The organism is Hyphomicrobium sp. CS1GBMeth3, from assembly GCF_900117455.1.
Taxonomy (GTDB): Bacteria; Pseudomonadota; Alphaproteobacteria; order Rhizobiales; family Hyphomicrobiaceae; genus Hyphomicrobium_C.
This window is the reverse complement of the sequence record NZ_FPHO01000003.1, coordinates 977,760-993,372: the sequence shown is the minus strand read 5'-3', so window position 1 is coordinate 993,372 and position 15,613 is coordinate 977,760. Positions and strand designations below refer to the sequence as shown.

Sequence of the window (15,613 nt, the reverse complement as noted above, 5' to 3'; positions counted from 1 at the left end):
TTGTGTTTACGGAAGAAACCGCCATTTTTAGGCTTCTTGTGGCGCCGTGGTATCGTCGCCGAGAGGCATGAACAGCGATGTCCGAACCGCAATCCGAGATCAAAAAGCTCAGCGACCGTTCTCGCACGATTCTGAGACAGATCGTCGACAGCTATCTGGCGACGGGTGAGCCCGTCGGCTCGCGCAATCTGTCGCGCGTACTTCCGATGGCACTGTCGCCAGCTTCTATCCGCAACGTGATGAGCGACCTCGAGCACGCGGGCCTCATCTATGCGCCGCACACCTCGGCGGGGCGGTTGCCTACGCAATCCGGGCTGCGCATGTTCGTCGACGGTCTGCTCGAGGTCGGAGATCTGAGCGAGGACGAGCGGCGCCAGATCGAGGCGCAGCTCGCGGTCAAGCGCACGAAGTCGCTCGATCAGGTGCTGACGGAGGCGGGCGAGATGATCTCCGGCCTCTCGCACTGCGCCGGCGTGGTGCTAGCCGAGAAGCAGGTGGCGCGACTCAAGCACATCGATTTCGTTCCCATCGATCCGACGCGGGCTCTGGTCGTGCTCGTCGACGAGGATCAGAATGTCGAGAACCGCCTGATCGACATTCCGGCCGGGCTTCCGCCGTCGGCACTTGTGGAAGCGGCGAACTACCTCAATGCGCACATACGGGGCCTTACGATCGCGGAATCGCGTGATGCCGTCGAGGCGGAGCTCGGAAAGGCCAAGGCCGAGCTCGACAAGCTGACGCAGAAGGTGATCAAAGCCGGGCTCGCGGAGTGGTCCGGTACTGTCGACGACCGCAAGAGCCTGATCGTGCGCGGGCAGGCTAACCTGCTCAAGGACCTCTCCGCGGTCGACGATCTCGAGCGTATCCGGCAGCTCTTCGATGATCTCGAGACGAAGCGCGATCTTCTGCAGATCCTTGGGCTCGCCGAGCATGCGGACGGGGTGCGCATTTTCATCGGCTCGGAGAACAAGCTGTTCTCTCTGTCGGGCTCATCCCTGATCGTGGCGCCGTTCCATGATACGGACCGCAAGGTGGTCGGCGTGCTCGGCGTCATCGGCCCGACTCGCCTCAACTATGCCCGTATCATTCCGATGGTCGACTACACGGCGCGGCTGGTGAGCCGCGTGCTGACTTGATTTTTTTGTCCTAGGGGCTGATATCGGGCGCATGTTCGGGCGGCCGCCTGCGTGCGTCATCCGACGCAGGCGCGCACGCCCCGCGCCCAATTTTCACTCGACGCGGAGCAGGCATGGTTGACGAAACCTCAAGAAATCCAAGTTCACCCGGCGGAGCCCAGGGGCCAGACGTAGCTGGCACGCCCGAGGCTGCGGCTGATCCGGCGCAGGAGGCTCAGCGGCTTGCGGCCGAGGTCGATACCCTGCAGGGGCAGATCGCCGATCTGACGGACCGGCTGCTCAGGGCGCACGCCGAGATGGATAACCTCCGCAAACGGGCCGATCGCGAGCGCGAGGAGACGGCAAAGTACGCCATCACCAAGTTTGCGCGCGATGTGGTGGCGGTGGCCGACAATTTCGAGCGCGCCATTCAGGCGGTTCCGGCCGGGGCCGCCGATCAGGACGCGGTTCTGAAGAGCCTCGTCGAGGGCGTCAGCATGACCGAGCGCGAGTTTCTCAACGTGCTCGAACGCAATGGCGTCAAGCGAATCAACCCGAAGGGCGAGCTGTTCAACCCGCACCAGCATCAGGCGATGATGGAGATGCAGAACACCGACGTGGTGCCGGGCACCATCCTCGAGGTGTTCCAGTGCGGCTACGTCATCGAGGACAGGGTGCTGAGGCCGGCCATGGTGGTGATCGCCAAGGGTGGCCAGAAGCCTGCTCCTCCGGCCGAGCAGGCTGAGCCGAGCGGCGATGGCTCCGCCGAGGCGTCGGCGTCCTCCGACGCGCCGCCGGCGGGCAATGACAACGTGGTCTGACGACGTGGTACGCGAGGGGCAGTGAACCACTGCCTCGCGGGTGCCGATTGACGCAGCCCGTGATGGGGACTGATCGGTAACATCCGGCCGGCACGGTCCGGCTCATGTTGCGCTTCGGCGCTCATCACGCGCGGTTTCGGCCGAAACGTCGGCAAAGTGCTTGCGTCGGAGGACGTGAGAAGTGTTAAACCAACGGCCCCTAAATTGATCCTGAGGCGGTGGGAAGCGCCCGTTGCGCGCCGAAAAGCCCACCCTATATAACCGCCCATCATCAATTGTTCTCCTGGGGACCGTACTCCAATGCCTCCTGCCCGGAGGCCAACGGACAAAACCGGGCGCCGGCCTAACCAAGGGTCCGGACGGTCTGCCGCAACGAAGAGGATTTCGGAGACATGGCAAAAGTCATCGGTATCGACCTCGGCACCACGAACTCGTGCGTCGCCGTTATGGAAGGGGGCAAGCCCCGGGTGCTCGAGAATGCCGAGGGCGTGAACACGACGCCGTCCATCGTCGCTTTCACGGATGACGGCGAGCGCCTGGTCGGACTTCCCGCCAAGCGCCAGGCGGTGACCAACCCCACCAACACCTTTTTCGCGATCAAGCGTCTGATCGGTCGCCGCTACGACGATCCGCTGGTCGAGAAGGACAAGAAGCTCGTCCCCTACAAGATCGTTCAGGGACCGACTGGCGATGCCTGGGTCGAGGCTAACGGCAAGCAGTACTCGCCGCAGCAGATCTCGGCCTTCATCTTGCAGAAGATGAAAGAAACCGCCGAAGCCAAGCTCGGCGAGACCGTTACGCAGGCCGTCATCACGGTTCCCGCCTACTTCAACGATGCCCAGCGTCAGGCGACCAAGGACGCCGGCAAGATCGCCGGGCTCGAGGTGTTGCGCATCATCAACGAGCCGACGGCGGCCGCGCTCGCTTATGGACTCGACAAGAAGTCGGGCGCCAAGACCATCGCGGTCTACGACCTCGGCGGCGGTACGTTCGACATCTCGATTCTCGAGATCGGCGACGGCGTGTTCGAGGTGAAGAGCACCAACGGCGATACCTTCCTCGGCGGCGAAGACTTCGACATGAAGCTCGTCAGCTATCTGGCCGACGAGTTCAAGAAGGAGCAGGGCATCGACCTGCGCAGCGACAAGCTCGCACTTCAGCGTCTCAAGGAGGCGTCCGAGAAGGCCAAGATCGAGCTGTCGTCCTCGTCGCAGACTGAGATCAACTTGCCGTTCATCACGGCGGATCAGACGGGACCGAAGCATCTCACGATGAAGCTCACGCGCGCCAAGCTCGAGAGCCTCGTCGACGACCTGATCCAGCGCACGCGCGGTCCCTGTGAGCAGGCTATCAAGGATGCTGGCCTCAAGGCTGCCGAGATCGACGAGGTCGTTCTCGTCGGCGGCATGACGCGCATGCCTAAGGTGCAGCAGGTCGTGAAGGAGCTGTTCGGCAAGGAGCCCCACAAGGGCGTCAACCCGGACGAAGTCGTGGCTGTCGGTGCTGCGATCCAGGGCGGCGTCCTCAAGGGCGAAGTCAAGGACGTGCTGCTGCTCGACGTGACGCCGCTGTCGCTCGGCATCGAGACGCTGGGTGGTGTGTTCACGCGCCTGATCGATCGCAACACCACCATCCCGACCAAGAAGAGCCAGGTGTTCTCGACGGCCGAGGATGGGCAGAATGCCGTGACGATCCGCGTCAGCCAGGGCGAGCGCGAGATGGCGGCCGACAACAAGCTGCTCGGCCAGTTCGATCTCGTCGGCATTCCGCCGGCGCCGCGCGGCGTGCCGCAGGTCGAGGTGACGTTCGACATCGACGCCAACGGTATCGTGCACGTGTCTGCCAAGGACAAGGCGACGGGCAAGGAGCAGTCGATCCGCATTCAGGCCTCGGGCGGTCTCTCGGATTCCGAGATCGATCGGATGGTCAAGGACGCGGAGGCGCACGCCGCCGAGGACAAGAAGAAGCGCGAGCTGGTCGAGACCAGGAACCAGGCCGAGGCTCTCATCCACTCGACCGAGAAGGAGCTCACCGAGAACGGGGCGAACCCAGGTGTGGCCGCCGTCAAAGAGGATGTGGAGAAGGCGATCGAGGCCGCCAAGGAAGCCATCGCCTCCGACGACGTGGAGCGCATCAAGTCTGCGACCACGTCGCTGGCTCAGGTAGCGATGAAGATCGGCGAGGCAATCTATGCTGCCAAGGGCGGCGACGGCGCCGCCTCTGATGAGGCCTCCTCCGAGAAGAGCGGAGACGACAATGTCGTTGATGCGGACTTCGAAGAGGTCAAGGACGACAAGAAGAAGGCGGGTTAACGCTCGCCACGCATTCCTCTCTCCGGCCCGTTGCGGACGCTTTCCGCAGGGCCGGGGAGGGGTTTTTTATTGTTCTAGCGGCCGGGCGCTTCTAGCCCATGGCCCGGTTCCGGGTCATAAGGCTTGCTTCCCGCCTCATGCCGCCGGATAGAATGCCGCCCCATGGCAAAACGCGACTACTATGACATTCTCGGTGTTCCACGCACGGCGAGCGAGCAGGATCTCAAATCCGCCTTTCGCAGGCTTGCGAAGGAATATCATCCCGACCGCAATCCCGGCGACGCGGATGCCGAGCAGCGGTTCAAGGACCTCAACGAGGCGTACGAAGCCCTCAAGGATCCGCAGAAGCGCGCGGCCTACGATAGGTTCGGCCACGCGGCCTTCGACCATGGCATGGGCGGGCGCGGCCATCCCGGCGGCGGGTTCGGGCCGGACTTCGCCTCCTCCATGTCGGATATCTTCGACGATCTCTTCGGCGAGTTCATGGGCGGTCGGCGCGGTGGTGGCGGCCAACGGCGCGGGAGCACGCGCGAGCGCGGCGCTGATCTGCGCTACAATATGGAGATCACGCTCGAAGAGGCTTTCAACGGCAAAGCGGCCGAGATCCGCGTGCCGACGAGCGTTGCCTGCGATACGTGTTCGGGCACCGGAGCGAAGCCCGGTACCAAGCCGTCCACGTGTCCGACCTGCGGCGGCATCGGCAAGGTGCGCGCCAGCCAGGGCTTCTTCACCATCGAGCGGACGTGCCCGACCTGCATCGGCCGCGGCGAGGTGATCGACGACCCGTGCACGGCCTGCTCGGGCTCGGGCCGCGTCACGCGCGAGCGCACGTTGCAGGTCAACATTCCGGCCGGTGTCGAGGACGGTACCAAGGTGCGTCTCGTCGGCGACGGCGAGGCGGGGCTGCGCGGCGGTCCGCCGGGTGATCTTTACATCTTCCTCTCGATTAAGCCGCACGCGTTCTTCCAGCGCGACGCAGCGGATGTGTTCTGCAAGGTGCCGATCTCGATGACGACAGCGGCGCTCGGCGGGCAGATCGAGGTTCCGACGCTCGAGGGCGCCGTCAGTCGGGTCAAGATCCCGGAAGGGACGCAGAGCGGCAAGCAGTTCCGTCTCAAGGGCAAGGGGATGCCGGTGCTGCGCTCGAAATCCGTGGGCGACATGTACATTCAGGTGGATGTCGAGACGCCGCGGAACCTGACGCGCCGCCAGCGCGAGCTGCTCGAGGAATTCGAGACCGAAAGCCACAAGGAAACGAGCCCTGAGAGCAGCGGCTTCTTCGCCAAGGTCAAGGATTTCTTCGATGGCAAGAGCGGCTAGCAGAGCAGCGCTTGTGCTTTGCGAGCGGCGAACGCTTTCGGCCTGGGAGCATAGAAAAACAACGGCGATCACGGAGACCGCATGAGCCATTCGTCGACCAAGCTCCTCTTCTTTGCCGGCAGCGCACGGGATGCTTCCTACAACAAGCGGCTTGCCGTGCTCGGCGCGGAGATCGCTGAGGCAAATGGAATTGCGGCTACCTTCGCCGATCTCGGCGACTATCCGATGCCGCTCTACGACGCCGATCTGCAGGCCCTCGAGGGCATTCCCGAGAACGCCTACAAGTTCGAGGCCCTGATGAAAGTGCACACCGGCATCTTCATCGCGTGCCCCGAATACAATGCGTCCATCACGCCGTTGCTCAAGAACACGCTCGACTGGGTGAGCCGCGTGCGTATCGAGGGCGAGGAGCCGCTCGCGGTCTACAAGACGCGCGTGTTCGCGCTCGGCTCGGCGTCTCCGGGTGGCATGGGCGGACTGCGGGGTCTCAACACGGTTCGCACGACGCTCGAGCTTGGGCTCAGTGCGCTGGTTCTGCCGGGGCAGTTCGCGGTGCCGAAGGCTGCCGACGCGTTCGAGGACAACGGCCACCTCAAGAACAAAGAAGCCCAAGAAAGCTTCAAGAAGCTCATTCAGACCCTCGCGCGCGCCGCCCACGTGCTCCACGGTTGATCCCATGACCGGCATTCATCTTCAGGATCGTCTGATCGTCGCGCTCGACATGCCGACCACCGAGGAAGCCCGTCGGCTGGTGGCGGTTCTCGACGATACCGTGTCGTTCTACAAAGTGGGGCTCGAGCTCTTGTTCGCGGGCGGGCTCGATCTTGCCCGCGACCTCAGCCGGCAGGGGAAGAAGGTTTTCCTCGACATGAAGCTGCTCGACATCGGCAACACCGTCGAGCGCGCCGTCGCCAATGCTTCCGAACTCGACGTGACCTTCCTCACCGTGCATGGCCCTGATCTCAAGACGCTGCGCGCGGCCGTCTCGGGGCGGGCCGGCAGCAAGGTCAAGCTGCTCGCGGTGACTGTGCTCACCAACCTTTCGGCGGATGATCTGGCGCAGCAGAGCTCTTCGCTCTCACCGGCGGATCTGGTGTTGCGCCGCGCCGAGCTTGCTTATGCGGCCGGTTTCGACGGCGTCATCGCCTCGGGACAGGAGGCGGCGCGCATTCGTGCCGCGACAGGGCCGAACTTCCTCATCGTCACGCCCGGCATCCGCCTTCCTGGCGGTACCACCGACGATCAGGAGCGGGTCATGACGCCGGACCACGCGATCATGGCGGGCGCGAACCATATCGTCGTCGGTCGCCCGATCACCCAGGCGGACGATCCGAAGCTCGCGGCCGAAACCTTCCTGCATCACATCCGTGAGGCTGTGGCCAAATCCGCGGCCGCCCCCTCCGGTCCGCATTGACCTCATCGAACATCGCCAATCGAACGGGAAAGACACCATGGCCAAGGGTTATGTCATCGCGCACGCCATCGTGACGGACGCAGAGAAGTGGGCGCAGTACGTCGCGAAGTCGAAGGTCGCGCTCGACAAGTACGAGGGCAAGCCCATCGTGCGCGGCGGCAAGTGCCAGATCCTCGAGGGCAACGGCACACAGCGCAACGTGGTGCTGGAGTTTCCGAGCTACGAGCAAGCGATCGGCTACGCTACGAGCCCCGAGTATGCCGAGGCAAAGGCGCTGCGTCAGGGTGCCGGCAGCATCGACATCACGGTTGTCGAGGGCGTGTAACGCCCGTCGCAGCCGCTTGGCGCCAACGCCCGTTCGCGATTGCGCGGAGCGGGCGCTTTGAGCCTATAGTCAGGCAACGCATGGCAGCTTGCTGAGGCTTCACCGTCCATGGCGCATATTCCGACCAGCACGGGCAGTCCGTCGTGGCGCGCTTCCGTGCTCACGCTTTTTCCCGAGATGTTCCCAGGTCCGCTCAGCGTTTCGCTGGTCGGAACGGCACTCGAGGCGGGACTGTGGTCGCTCGCGCTGCATCAGATCCGCGATTTCGGCATTGGGCGTCACCGGGCGGTGGACGATACGCCGGCCGGGGGCGGAGCCGGCATGGTGATGCGCGCGGATGTGCTCGCGGCTACGATCGACCGCGCGCGAGAGACCGATGGCGATCTGCCGCTTCTCTACATGTCGCCGCGGGGCACGCCGCTGACGCAGGACCGCGTCCGCGAGCTCTCGCATGGACCAGGCGCGATGATCCTCGCGGGACGGTTCGAAGGCGTCGACGAACGCCTCATCGAAGCCCGAGGCGTGACCGAAGTGTCGATCGGGGATTATGTGCTCTCCGGCGGTGAGATAGCCGCGATGGTGCTGATCGATGCCTGCGTACGTCTGATCCCGGGCGTGCTCGGCGCCGAGGAGAGCCTTACGCACGAGAGCTTCGAGAACGGGCTGCTCGAATATCCGCAGTATACCAAGCCGCGAGACTGGGAGGGCCTGTCGACGCCGGAGGTGCTGATGTCGGGCGACCACAAGAAGATCGCGGAATGGCGGCGGGCCGAGGCCGAACGGCTGACGCGCGCGCGGCGCCCTGATCTGTGGTCCGCGCGGGGCAAGAACCGTTAAGGCTTTTTTGCAGCGGCCACCGCGCGCCCTCTGCGGTGAATGGCTGCTCCAATCTTGGGCATGATGCGTATGGGCTGTGGTGCGTCGCCGCGCGCGGTGGCGCGTGCCGTCGCCGCGACCGCCGATAACCTTGCGCGAGGCGGTGCAAAGGCTTTATCGAGGCAATGCAACCTTATCGTTGCGGCTCTTCAGACGCAGCTTTCCGGACAGAAGGATCCCCCATGGCAGGTGAAACGACGATAGCCGGCCTCGCTCCCGCCGTCGCGCTGCTCACTGCGAGTGTCGTGGCGGTGCCTCTGTTCCGCAAGCTCGGGCTTGGATCGGTGCTCGGCTATTTGATCGCGGGTGTCATCATCGGTCCCTTCGGCTTCGCGCTCATTAGCGATCCGGTGGCGATCCTGCATGTCGCCGAGCTTGGCGTCGTGATGTTCCTCTTCATTATCGGACTCGAGATGCGCCCGGCGAAGCTCTGGGCGCTGAGACAGGACATCTTCGGGCTGGGGCTCGTGCAGGTGCTGACTTGCGGCGCGCTGTTGTCGGCAGTCGGTATCTATCTCGGCGGGCTTTCGGTGCCGGTGGCGGTCATCGGCGCCATGGGTTTCGTGCTATCGTCCACGGCCGTCATCATGAAGATGCTCGACGAGCGCGGCGAGACGGCGACGCCGGCCGGGCAGCGGGCGGTCTCCATCCTGCTGCTCGAGGATCTCGCGATCGTGCCGCTACTCGCGTTGGTGGCGCTCTTCGCGGCCTTCAACGGCGGCACCGTGACCGATGGCGACCAGCCGGTGTGGATCAGCATTGCCATCGGCGCCGCTGCCATCCTCGCCGTCGTGGCGGCCGGCAGGTGGCTGCTCAATCCGATGTTCGGTCTCGTCGCGACCCTTGGCGGGCGCGAGATCATGCTAGCGGCCTCGCTCATGGTCGTGCTCGGCGCGGCGCTCTTCATGCAGTGGGGCGGGCTTTCAATGGCGATGGGCGCCTTCCTTGCCGGCGTTCTGCTTTCGGAATCCAGTTTCCGCAATCAGCTTGAGACGGACATCGACCCGTTCAAGGGCTTGCTTCTCGGCCTGTTCTTTCTCAGCGTCGGCATGGCGCTCGACCTTGCGCTGGTGGCAAGGGAGTGGGTTCTGATCGTGCTTGGCGTGATGGCGTTCATGGTCGCAAAGGCGATCGGTATCTTCGTCATTGCCGTTCTCTTCCGGGCAAGCCGGCAGGAAGCGCTGTTGAGGTCGGTTCTGTTCGCCCAAGGCGGCGAGTTCGCTTTCGTGCTCTATGCGGCAGCGCTGAGCCACGGCGTCTTCGACCAGCGCGTGGCTGCGATCATGAGCGCGATCGTCATCCTGTCGATGGCGCTGACGCCGCTCATCCTGCTTCTCTATGACCGTTACGCGCCGCGGGAGACGGTCTCCTTCGACGGTATCGAGAAGGCCCAGGATCTACAGAACCGCGTGCTGATCATCGGGTTCGGCCGGTTCGGCCAGCTCGTCAGCCAGCCGCTCCTGGCGCACGGCGTCGACGTGTCGTTGATCGAGATCGATGTTGACATGATCCGGGCTGCGGGCAAGTTCGGCTTCAAGGTCTATTACGGGGACGGAACGCGCCTCGACGTTCTGCGCGCGTCAGGAGCGGAGACGGCCGAGGCCATTCTGGTCTGCGTCGACAAACCCGAGACGGCGGATCGCATCGTGCAACTCGTCAAAGCCGAGTTCCCGGTGGCGAAGCTGTTCGTGCGTGCCTTCGACCGCGGGCATGCGCTGCGGCTGATCGAGGCGCGCGTCGATTATCAAATCCGTGAGATGTTCGAGTCGGCGCTGGTGTTTGGAAAGAACGTGTTGGTCGGGCTCGGTTTTGATCCGGCAATGGCAGAAGAGACCGCGCGTGACGTGCGCAAGCGGGATGAAGAGCGCCTCGCTTTGCAACTGGTCGGGGGCTTCAGCGCCGGCCGCCAGCTCCTGCGTGGCAATATGACGACCCCGGAACCCACGCCGCTGACGTTGCCGAAGAAGAAGGGCACGGCGTTGAGCCCGTCGACGGCGGAGGTGCTCGAGGAGCAGCCGGAGTCGACCACTCCTGCTCAGGTCGTATCGCCGCCGCCAGCTTGAGCCCGCTCATTACCGTAAGCGGCCAGGAAGACGCGGACTGCGGGCGTGACGACCTTATGGATCTCGTCGTCGGACGCGGGCTCCGTGGCCATCGCGTAGAGGCGGCTGCACGAGAGCGTGCCTGGGGACGTGCGGTGGCGGAGGATACGCTTGCGGGCCTCGCGCAGCAGCTTTCGGCGCAGATCCCGGACGGTGACCTCGCGGCCGTGAAGCAGCTCGCGCTCATCGTGCGGCGCAAGCCAGCGTTCTGGCGTTCGCGGATGTGTTCCTTGTGCTGACGGCGCTGTTTGCCGGCATGGCGCTTCTGGCACTGTTCATGCGCAAGCCGGCCCAGGTGGCAGAGGGGGCCGGGCAGTGAGGTTTGGGCTTGCTTAGGCCTCGACAGGGCCTTGCATTTCGGCTATAGGCCGGGCCAACAATTTCCCATTAAGGGTCTGCTCCACAAGGAGCCGCACGAGCCGTACACGCGGACTTCAGTCCCGGTGCCGCTCCTCTGCATTGATGTACAAGCAAAAAGGAATGAAAATGAACATCATTCAAGAGCTCGAGCGCGAGCAGATGGATGCCGTGCTCAAGACCCGCCTTGTTCCGGAATTCGGCCCGGGCGACACCGTCAAGGTCATGGTTAAGGTCATCGAGGGCGACGGCAAGGGTCAGTCGACCCGCCTCCAGGCCTACGAGGGTGTGGTTATTGCCCGCTCCGGTGGTGGCCTCAACGAGAGCTTTACCGTCCGCAAGATCTCCTATGGCGAGGGCGTGGAGCGCGTGTTCCCGATCTACTCGCCGTACATCGCCGAGATCGAGGTCCTGCGCCGCGGCAAGGTCCGCCGCGCGAAGCTCTACTATCTGCGCGGTCGTCGCGGACGTGCGGCCCGCATCTTCGAGCGTACGGACGCGCGTGCCCGTCGCCTCAACGCCGCCTGGAAGGGCTTCAAGAAGCCCAAGGGCGAGGCCGATGATCTGACGCTGATCAAGGGGATCGACGCCGATCTCGCGGCGCGCCTCAAGACGCTCAACTGCTACAAGTTCGAGCAGATCGCCAACTTCTCCGACGAGGATATCGCGAACGTTGACGATGCGCTGAAGCTCAACGGTCAGATCGAGCGCGACAACTGGGTCGGCGAGGCGCAGCGCCTCCTCGCGGAGGCCACCGCGGCCGAGGTTCCGGCCGAGGAAACGCAGGAATAACGACGCCGGTTTCGTCCGGTGATCGGCAACCAATGGACGGCGGGCGCTTCAGGCGGCCGCCGTTTCGCTTTGAGGGATAGGGGCAGACACTCTGTCGGCGTTGCGCGGAAGTGGATTTCGACTACATTTCCTTGCTAGCCCCTGGGCGGCACGTAAATCCAGAGACAACAAAGGCACGTACCAAGATCATGTCCAACGTCGAAGTCAGCCGCGCGCAGCTGCGCGAGACGGGTACCATCAAGCGGCATGGTCCGGAGGCGTTTGCCGCCATGCGCAAGGCCGGGCAACTTGCAGCCTCGGCCCTCGACATGCTGGCGCCCTACGTGGTGCCCGGTGTCACGACCGAAGAGCTCGACGATCGCGTGCTCGATTTCGCTCTCGAGCATGGGGCGGTTCCTGCGCCGCTCAACTACCGCGGCTTCACGAAGTCTATCTGCACCTCCATCAATCACGTGGTCTGCCACGGCATTCCGGGGTCGAAGCCGCTGCGCGAGGGCGACATCATCAACATTGATGTGACGCTGATCGTGGACGGCTGGCACGGCGACACGAGCCGCATGTACGCGGTTGGTGAGATCAGCCGCCGTGCCGAGCGCCTGATCGAGGTCACTTACGAGGCGCTGAAGCTTGGCGTCGAGCAGGTGAAGCCGGGTAACACGCTCGGCCACATCGGCGCGGCGATCCAGAAATTCGCCGAGAAAGAGCGTTGCAGCGTGGTCAAGGATTTCTGCGGCCACGGCCTCGGGCGGCTGTTCCACGACCGGCCCAACATCCTTCACTACGGCGAAGCCGGTGAAGGGGCGGTTATGGAGCCCGGCATGTTCTTCACCATCGAGCCTATGATCAACCTCGGCAAGCCGCATGTGAAAGTGCTCTCCGACGGCTGGACCGCGGTAACGCGGGACCGCGAGCTCTCAGCGCAGTTCGAGCATACGGTCGCCGTCACGGAGACCGGCGTCGAAGTGTTCACGCATTCGCCCGCCGGCCGCCTCGAGTGGCCCTCGCATTTCAACTGATCTTCGGACAGGCATGCATCCATCCGGCGCACGAGACCCGAAGGTTGCGGCTCCGGATGACGGCAGTTCGGAGCCTCACGCGGATGGCGCTGCGGCGCAGGGCTCGTTTCTCGATGCGGCGCAGCCGCTTCATCTCGGGCACCGGCAGAGGCTGAGGGCGCGTTTCCGCCAGGGCGGGGCGGACGCGTTGCCCGACTACGAGTTGCTCGAACTCGTGCTGTTTCGTGCCATTCCCCGTCGCGATACCAAGGATCTCGCCAAACGTTTGCTCGCGCGCTTCGGCTCGTTCTCCGAGGTCGTCAATGCGCCGGACGCACGGCTCAAGGAGATCTCCGGTGTTGGTGAGGCTGTGATCTCGGAATTGAGGCTCATCCGCGCGGCGGCCCTCAGGCTGGCGCGCAGCGAGATTTCGGCCGCTCCGGTGCTGTTGTCGTGGGAACGGGTGCTCGACTATCTTGTCACCGTGCAGGGGTTCGAGCATCGCGAGGTGTTTCGCATCCTGTTCCTCGACAAGAAGAACCGTCTCATCGCCGACGAGGTGCAGGGGCAAGGAACTGTTGACCATACGCCGGTCTACATCCGAGAGGTCGTCAAGCGGGCGCTGGAACTCTCGGCTACTGCAATTATTCTCGTTCATAACCACCCGTCGGGCGATCCGACGCCGTCGCGTGCCGACATCGACATGACGCGGATGATCGTTGCGGCGGCGAAGCCGCTGGGCGTTGCGGTCCACGATCACGTCATCGTCGGGCGCAACGGTCACGCAAGCCTGAAGGCTCTGCGGTTGATCTAGATCGAGCTCAACAGGAGGTCGGCGGTCGATGACACAGTTCTTCGATCGAAGGCTGAGAGCGGCGCCTATTCGTCTCGACCATCTGCCGCCCGCGCGGGCGGGTGATCTCGCCTATATGCGCTTCTGCCTGCCGAAGTTTTCGACGCGGCGCAGCCCCGACCACGTGCGGCTTGCCGAGCGGGCGCGCTTTCATTTGCGCAATGCGCGCTGGGTTCGCGTGCCGACGAGTGAAGGCGAGATTCAAGCCTACGTCTTCGAGCCGGAAGGTGAGCCGCAAGCGGGTGTTCTGATCGCGCACGGCTGGACCAGCGAAGCGTCGTTCATGGCGGTCTTTGCCGAGCAGTTGCGGCGCGCGGGGTTTCGTGTCGTTGCGTTCGATCAGCCCGGGCATGGCAAGAGCGCGCAGGAACGGGCGAGTCTCATCGATTGCGCCCGGGCGTTGCTGCAAGTCGCCCAAGCGCTGGGCCCGGTGCAGTTCGCTGTCACGCACTCGATGGGAGGGCTCGCGGCGCTGCTCGTCGGCGAGGGAGGACCACCACTCACGGGCAGCTATCCCTTCGAGCGCTATGTGCTTGTCTCGCCACCGAACCAGTTCTCGGTCGTCACGCAGGAGTTCGCGGACGAGCTCCACCTTGGAGCTGCGGCCGCGCGCAGCTTCGAGCGGCATCTCGAACGCATTGCGCATCGCTCCGTCGCCACCTTTACGGCCGCCAATCTGCTGTCAGCCACGGGCCGGCCGGCGCTGGTGATCCATGCGCGGGACGATACGGAGGTCGTGTTCCGGAATGCCGAGGAAATCGCGGCCGCGTGCCCTACCGCGGAGCTTTTGGCGGTCGATGGATTGGGCCATAGGAATATTCTTTTCGCGCCGCCGGTGATCCGGGCGGCGCTATCCTACCTAAAGGACAGTTGATAGGGTCTGCCTTGCGTCCGGTGGGGCTCGCACGGCCCGCCGTCCTTGATTATATGAGGGCAGCCGCCGCCGCGCCGGAGGGGTGCCTGCGGCAGGGCCTTGGCAAAACCAGGGGCGTAAGGGTCGATCATGAGCAAAGCTAAGCATTCACGCGTCATCATTCTGGGTTCGGGTCCCGCGGGCTATACCGCGGCGATCTACGCTGCCCGCGCCATGCTGGAGCCGGTCCTGATCCAGGGCAACCAGCCAGGCGGTCAGCTTACGATCACGACCGACGTCGAGAACTATCCGGGCTTCGCCGACGTGATCCAGGGGCCGTGGCTCATGGAGCAGATGAAGGCGCAGGCGGAGCACGTCGGCACCGAGATCATCATGGACTACATCGTCAAGGTGGATCTCGGCGTGCATCCGTTCCGTCTCGAGGGCGATTCCGGCGACCACTACACGGCGGACGCGCTGATCATCGCGACCGGCGCGCAGGCGCGTTGGCTCGGCATTCCGAGCGAGGAGACGTTCAAGGGCTACGGCGTCTCGGCGTGCGCGACCTGTGATGGCTTCTTCTACAAGGGCAAGGAAGTCGTCGTCGTCGGTGGCGGCAACACCGCCGTCGAGGAGGCGATCTTCCTCACGAACTTCGCGAGCAAGGTCATTGTCGTGCACCGGCGCGATCATTTCCGCGCCGAGAAAATTCTGCAGGATCGTCTGTTCAAGAACCCAAAGATCGAGGTGGTGTGGGACAGCACGGTCGAGGAGATCGTGGGGATGGACGAGCCGCGTTCGGTGAGCGCCGTCAGGCTCAAGAACGTCAAGACGGGCAAGGTCACGGAGCGCAAGGTCGACGGCGTGTTCGTCGCTATCGGGCACGCGCCGGCGACCGAGCTGTTCAAAGGGCAACTCGAGATGAAGCCGTCGGGCTATCTCGTGACGGCGCCAGATTCGACGGCGACCTCGATCCCAGGCGTGTTCGCGGCCGGGGACGTCAAGGACGATGTCTATCGGCAGGCGGTGACGGCGGCCGGAATGGGCTGCATGGCTGCGCTCGAGACGGAGCGGTACCTCGCGCAAGAGGCGACCACGGCTGCGGCCGCGGAGTGAAGCTCAGGCGCAGCCGCGTTGGTCGGCTGCGTCTCTCTCGGTTTGATGCTTGTCGGGTTTCGGCTCAGCAATAGTGCTCGTGGGCTAGCATGCGATCGCTCTCGCGACGGCGGACTGTACGTGCGACGCCGCCCCACGCCTTCGATCTGCCCGCATCGCCAAGCTGCCGGTGCAGAAGCGAGAAGAATTCCGCCACCTCGGCTGCGAACACACCATGCCGTCCCTCAAGCACCACGGCCATCAGCTCGGTGTCCTTGAGCGTCGACAAGCTCTCATTTTTCTTTGGGCACGCGCGGGGCATCGGGGTCCTCTGGAAATTCGTTGACGAAACCAGAGGAGCAAGTTCGGCGCCAAACGATTGC

16 protein-coding genes are annotated in these 15,613 nt (G+C 64.2%); 15 read left to right on the top strand and 1 reads right to left on the bottom strand.

Annotation, left to right across the window (positions count from 1 at the left end; all coding sequences use genetic code 11):
* The first annotated feature begins 77 nt into the window (after window positions 1-77).
* The 15 genes from hrcA (at window position 78) to trxB (ending at window position 15,251) form a co-directional block, all read left to right on the top strand.
* Window positions 78-1,136: a heat-inducible transcriptional repressor HrcA gene (hrcA, locus tag CS1GBM3_RS11935; RefSeq protein ID WP_072395548.1), complete on the top strand. Its 1,059-nt coding sequence runs from the start codon at window positions 78-80 to the stop codon at window positions 1,134-1,136.
* Window positions 1,137-1,249: 113 nt separating this feature from the next.
* Complete coding sequence (gene grpE, locus CS1GBM3_RS11930) at window positions 1,250-1,936, top strand: nucleotide exchange factor GrpE (RefSeq protein WP_072395547.1); 687 nt, start codon at window positions 1,250-1,252, stop codon at window positions 1,934-1,936.
* A gap of 392 nt (window positions 1,937-2,328) precedes the next feature.
* The gene (gene dnaK, locus CS1GBM3_RS11925; RefSeq protein WP_072395545.1) at window positions 2,329-4,248 is read left to right on the top strand and encodes a molecular chaperone DnaK; all 1,920 of its coding nucleotides are present in this window, start codon (window positions 2,329-2,331) and stop codon (window positions 4,246-4,248) included.
* Between the two features lie 162 nt (window positions 4,249-4,410).
* A complete protein-coding gene (gene dnaJ, locus CS1GBM3_RS11920; protein ID WP_072395543.1) occupies window positions 4,411-5,568 on the top strand; it encodes a molecular chaperone DnaJ in 1,158 nt (385 codons plus the stop codon).
* 81 nt (window positions 5,569-5,649) lie between these two features.
* Entirely contained in the window at window positions 5,650-6,240 is a 591-nt protein-coding gene (locus CS1GBM3_RS11915) for an NADPH-dependent FMN reductase (protein ID WP_072395541.1), read from the top strand.
* Window positions 6,241-6,244: 4 nt separating this feature from the next.
* Complete coding sequence (pyrF, locus tag CS1GBM3_RS11910; RefSeq protein ID WP_072395540.1) at window positions 6,245-6,982, top strand: orotidine-5'-phosphate decarboxylase; 738 nt, start codon at window positions 6,245-6,247, stop codon at window positions 6,980-6,982.
* 37 nt (window positions 6,983-7,019) lie between these two features.
* Entirely contained in the window at window positions 7,020-7,307 is a 288-nt protein-coding gene (locus tag CS1GBM3_RS11905) for a DUF1330 domain-containing protein (RefSeq protein ID WP_072395539.1), read from the top strand.
* A gap of 108 nt (window positions 7,308-7,415) precedes the next feature.
* A complete protein-coding gene (gene trmD / locus CS1GBM3_RS11900; RefSeq protein WP_072395538.1) occupies window positions 7,416-8,144 on the top strand; it encodes a tRNA (guanosine(37)-N1)-methyltransferase TrmD in 729 nt (242 codons plus the stop codon).
* Window positions 8,145-8,365: 221 nt separating this feature from the next.
* Window positions 8,366-10,246 carry a monovalent cation:proton antiporter-2 (CPA2) family protein gene (locus CS1GBM3_RS11895; RefSeq protein WP_072395537.1) on the top strand — a complete coding sequence of 627 codons (1,881 nt, stop codon included), beginning with the start codon at window positions 8,366-8,368 and terminating at the stop codon, window positions 10,244-10,246.
* Window positions 10,243-10,524: a hypothetical protein gene (locus CS1GBM3_RS19955; RefSeq protein ID WP_210186214.1), complete on the top strand. Its 282-nt coding sequence runs from the start codon at window positions 10,243-10,245 to the stop codon at window positions 10,522-10,524. Before CS1GBM3_RS11895 ends, CS1GBM3_RS19955 begins: the two co-directional genes overlap by 4 nt.
* A 247-nt stretch (window positions 10,525-10,771) precedes the next feature.
* Window positions 10,772-11,434 carry a 50S ribosomal protein L19 gene (rplS, locus tag CS1GBM3_RS11885; protein WP_072397450.1) on the top strand — a complete coding sequence of 221 codons (663 nt, stop codon included), beginning with the start codon at window positions 10,772-10,774 and terminating at the stop codon, window positions 11,432-11,434.
* A gap of 188 nt (window positions 11,435-11,622) precedes the next feature.
* Window positions 11,623-12,450 carry a type I methionyl aminopeptidase gene (gene map / locus CS1GBM3_RS11880; RefSeq protein ID WP_072395535.1) on the top strand — a complete coding sequence of 276 codons (828 nt, stop codon included), beginning with the start codon at window positions 11,623-11,625 and terminating at the stop codon, window positions 12,448-12,450.
* Window positions 12,451-12,463: 13 nt separating this feature from the next.
* Entirely contained in the window at window positions 12,464-13,243 is a 780-nt protein-coding gene (gene radC, locus CS1GBM3_RS11875; protein WP_072395534.1) for a RadC family protein, read from the top strand.
* Between the two features lie 28 nt (window positions 13,244-13,271).
* Window positions 13,272-14,156: an alpha/beta hydrolase gene (locus CS1GBM3_RS11870; protein WP_072395533.1), complete on the top strand. Its 885-nt coding sequence runs from the start codon at window positions 13,272-13,274 to the stop codon at window positions 14,154-14,156.
* Window positions 14,157-14,285: 129 nt separating this feature from the next.
* Window positions 14,286-15,251: a thioredoxin-disulfide reductase gene (trxB, locus tag CS1GBM3_RS11865; RefSeq protein ID WP_072395532.1), complete on the top strand. Its 966-nt coding sequence runs from the start codon at window positions 14,286-14,288 to the stop codon at window positions 15,249-15,251.
* Window positions 15,252-15,315: 64 nt separating this feature from the next.
* On the opposite strand, the gene CS1GBM3_RS11860 is transcribed toward trxB, so the two are convergent.
* Window positions 15,316-15,519 (bottom strand): hypothetical protein, encoded by a 204-nt coding sequence (locus CS1GBM3_RS11860; protein ID WP_139247900.1) that lies wholly within the window; start codon window positions 15,517-15,519, stop codon window positions 15,316-15,318.
* Window positions 15,520-15,613 lie beyond the last annotated feature (94 nt).

Excerpts from the sequence above, each read along its gene's own strand:
- CS1GBM3_RS11905 (WP_072395539.1), top strand. The coding sequence starts at position 7,020 with ATGGCCAAGGGTTATGTCATCGCGCACGCCATCGTGACGGACGCAGAG.
- trmD (WP_072395538.1), top strand. The coding sequence starts at position 7,416 with ATGGCGCATATTCCGACCAGCACGGGCAGTCCGTCGTGGCGCGCTTCC.
- trxB (WP_072395532.1), top strand. The coding sequence starts at position 14,286 with ATGAGCAAAGCTAAGCATTCACGCGTCATCATTCTGGGTTCGGGTCCC.
- pyrF (WP_072395540.1), top strand. The coding sequence starts at position 6,245 with ATGACCGGCATTCATCTTCAGGATCGTCTGATCGTCGCGCTCGACATG.
- dnaJ (WP_072395543.1), top strand. The coding sequence starts at position 4,411 with ATGGCAAAACGCGACTACTATGACATTCTCGGTGTTCCACGCACGGCG.
- radC (WP_072395534.1), top strand. The coding sequence starts at position 12,464 with ATGCATCCATCCGGCGCACGAGACCCGAAGGTTGCGGCTCCGGATGAC.
- CS1GBM3_RS11895 (WP_072395537.1), top strand. The coding sequence starts at position 8,366 with ATGGCAGGTGAAACGACGATAGCCGGCCTCGCTCCCGCCGTCGCGCTG.
- hrcA (WP_072395548.1), top strand. The coding sequence starts at position 78 with ATGTCCGAACCGCAATCCGAGATCAAAAAGCTCAGCGACCGTTCTCGC.
- CS1GBM3_RS11915 (WP_072395541.1), top strand. The coding sequence starts at position 5,650 with ATGAGCCATTCGTCGACCAAGCTCCTCTTCTTTGCCGGCAGCGCACGG.
- rplS (WP_072397450.1), top strand. The coding sequence starts at position 10,772 with ATGAACATCATTCAAGAGCTCGAGCGCGAGCAGATGGATGCCGTGCTC.
- map (WP_072395535.1), top strand. The coding sequence starts at position 11,623 with ATGTCCAACGTCGAAGTCAGCCGCGCGCAGCTGCGCGAGACGGGTACC.
- dnaK (WP_072395545.1), top strand. The coding sequence starts at position 2,329 with ATGGCAAAAGTCATCGGTATCGACCTCGGCACCACGAACTCGTGCGTC.
- CS1GBM3_RS11870 (WP_072395533.1), top strand. The coding sequence starts at position 13,272 with ATGACACAGTTCTTCGATCGAAGGCTGAGAGCGGCGCCTATTCGTCTC.
- grpE (WP_072395547.1), top strand. The coding sequence starts at position 1,250 with ATGGTTGACGAAACCTCAAGAAATCCAAGTTCACCCGGCGGAGCCCAG.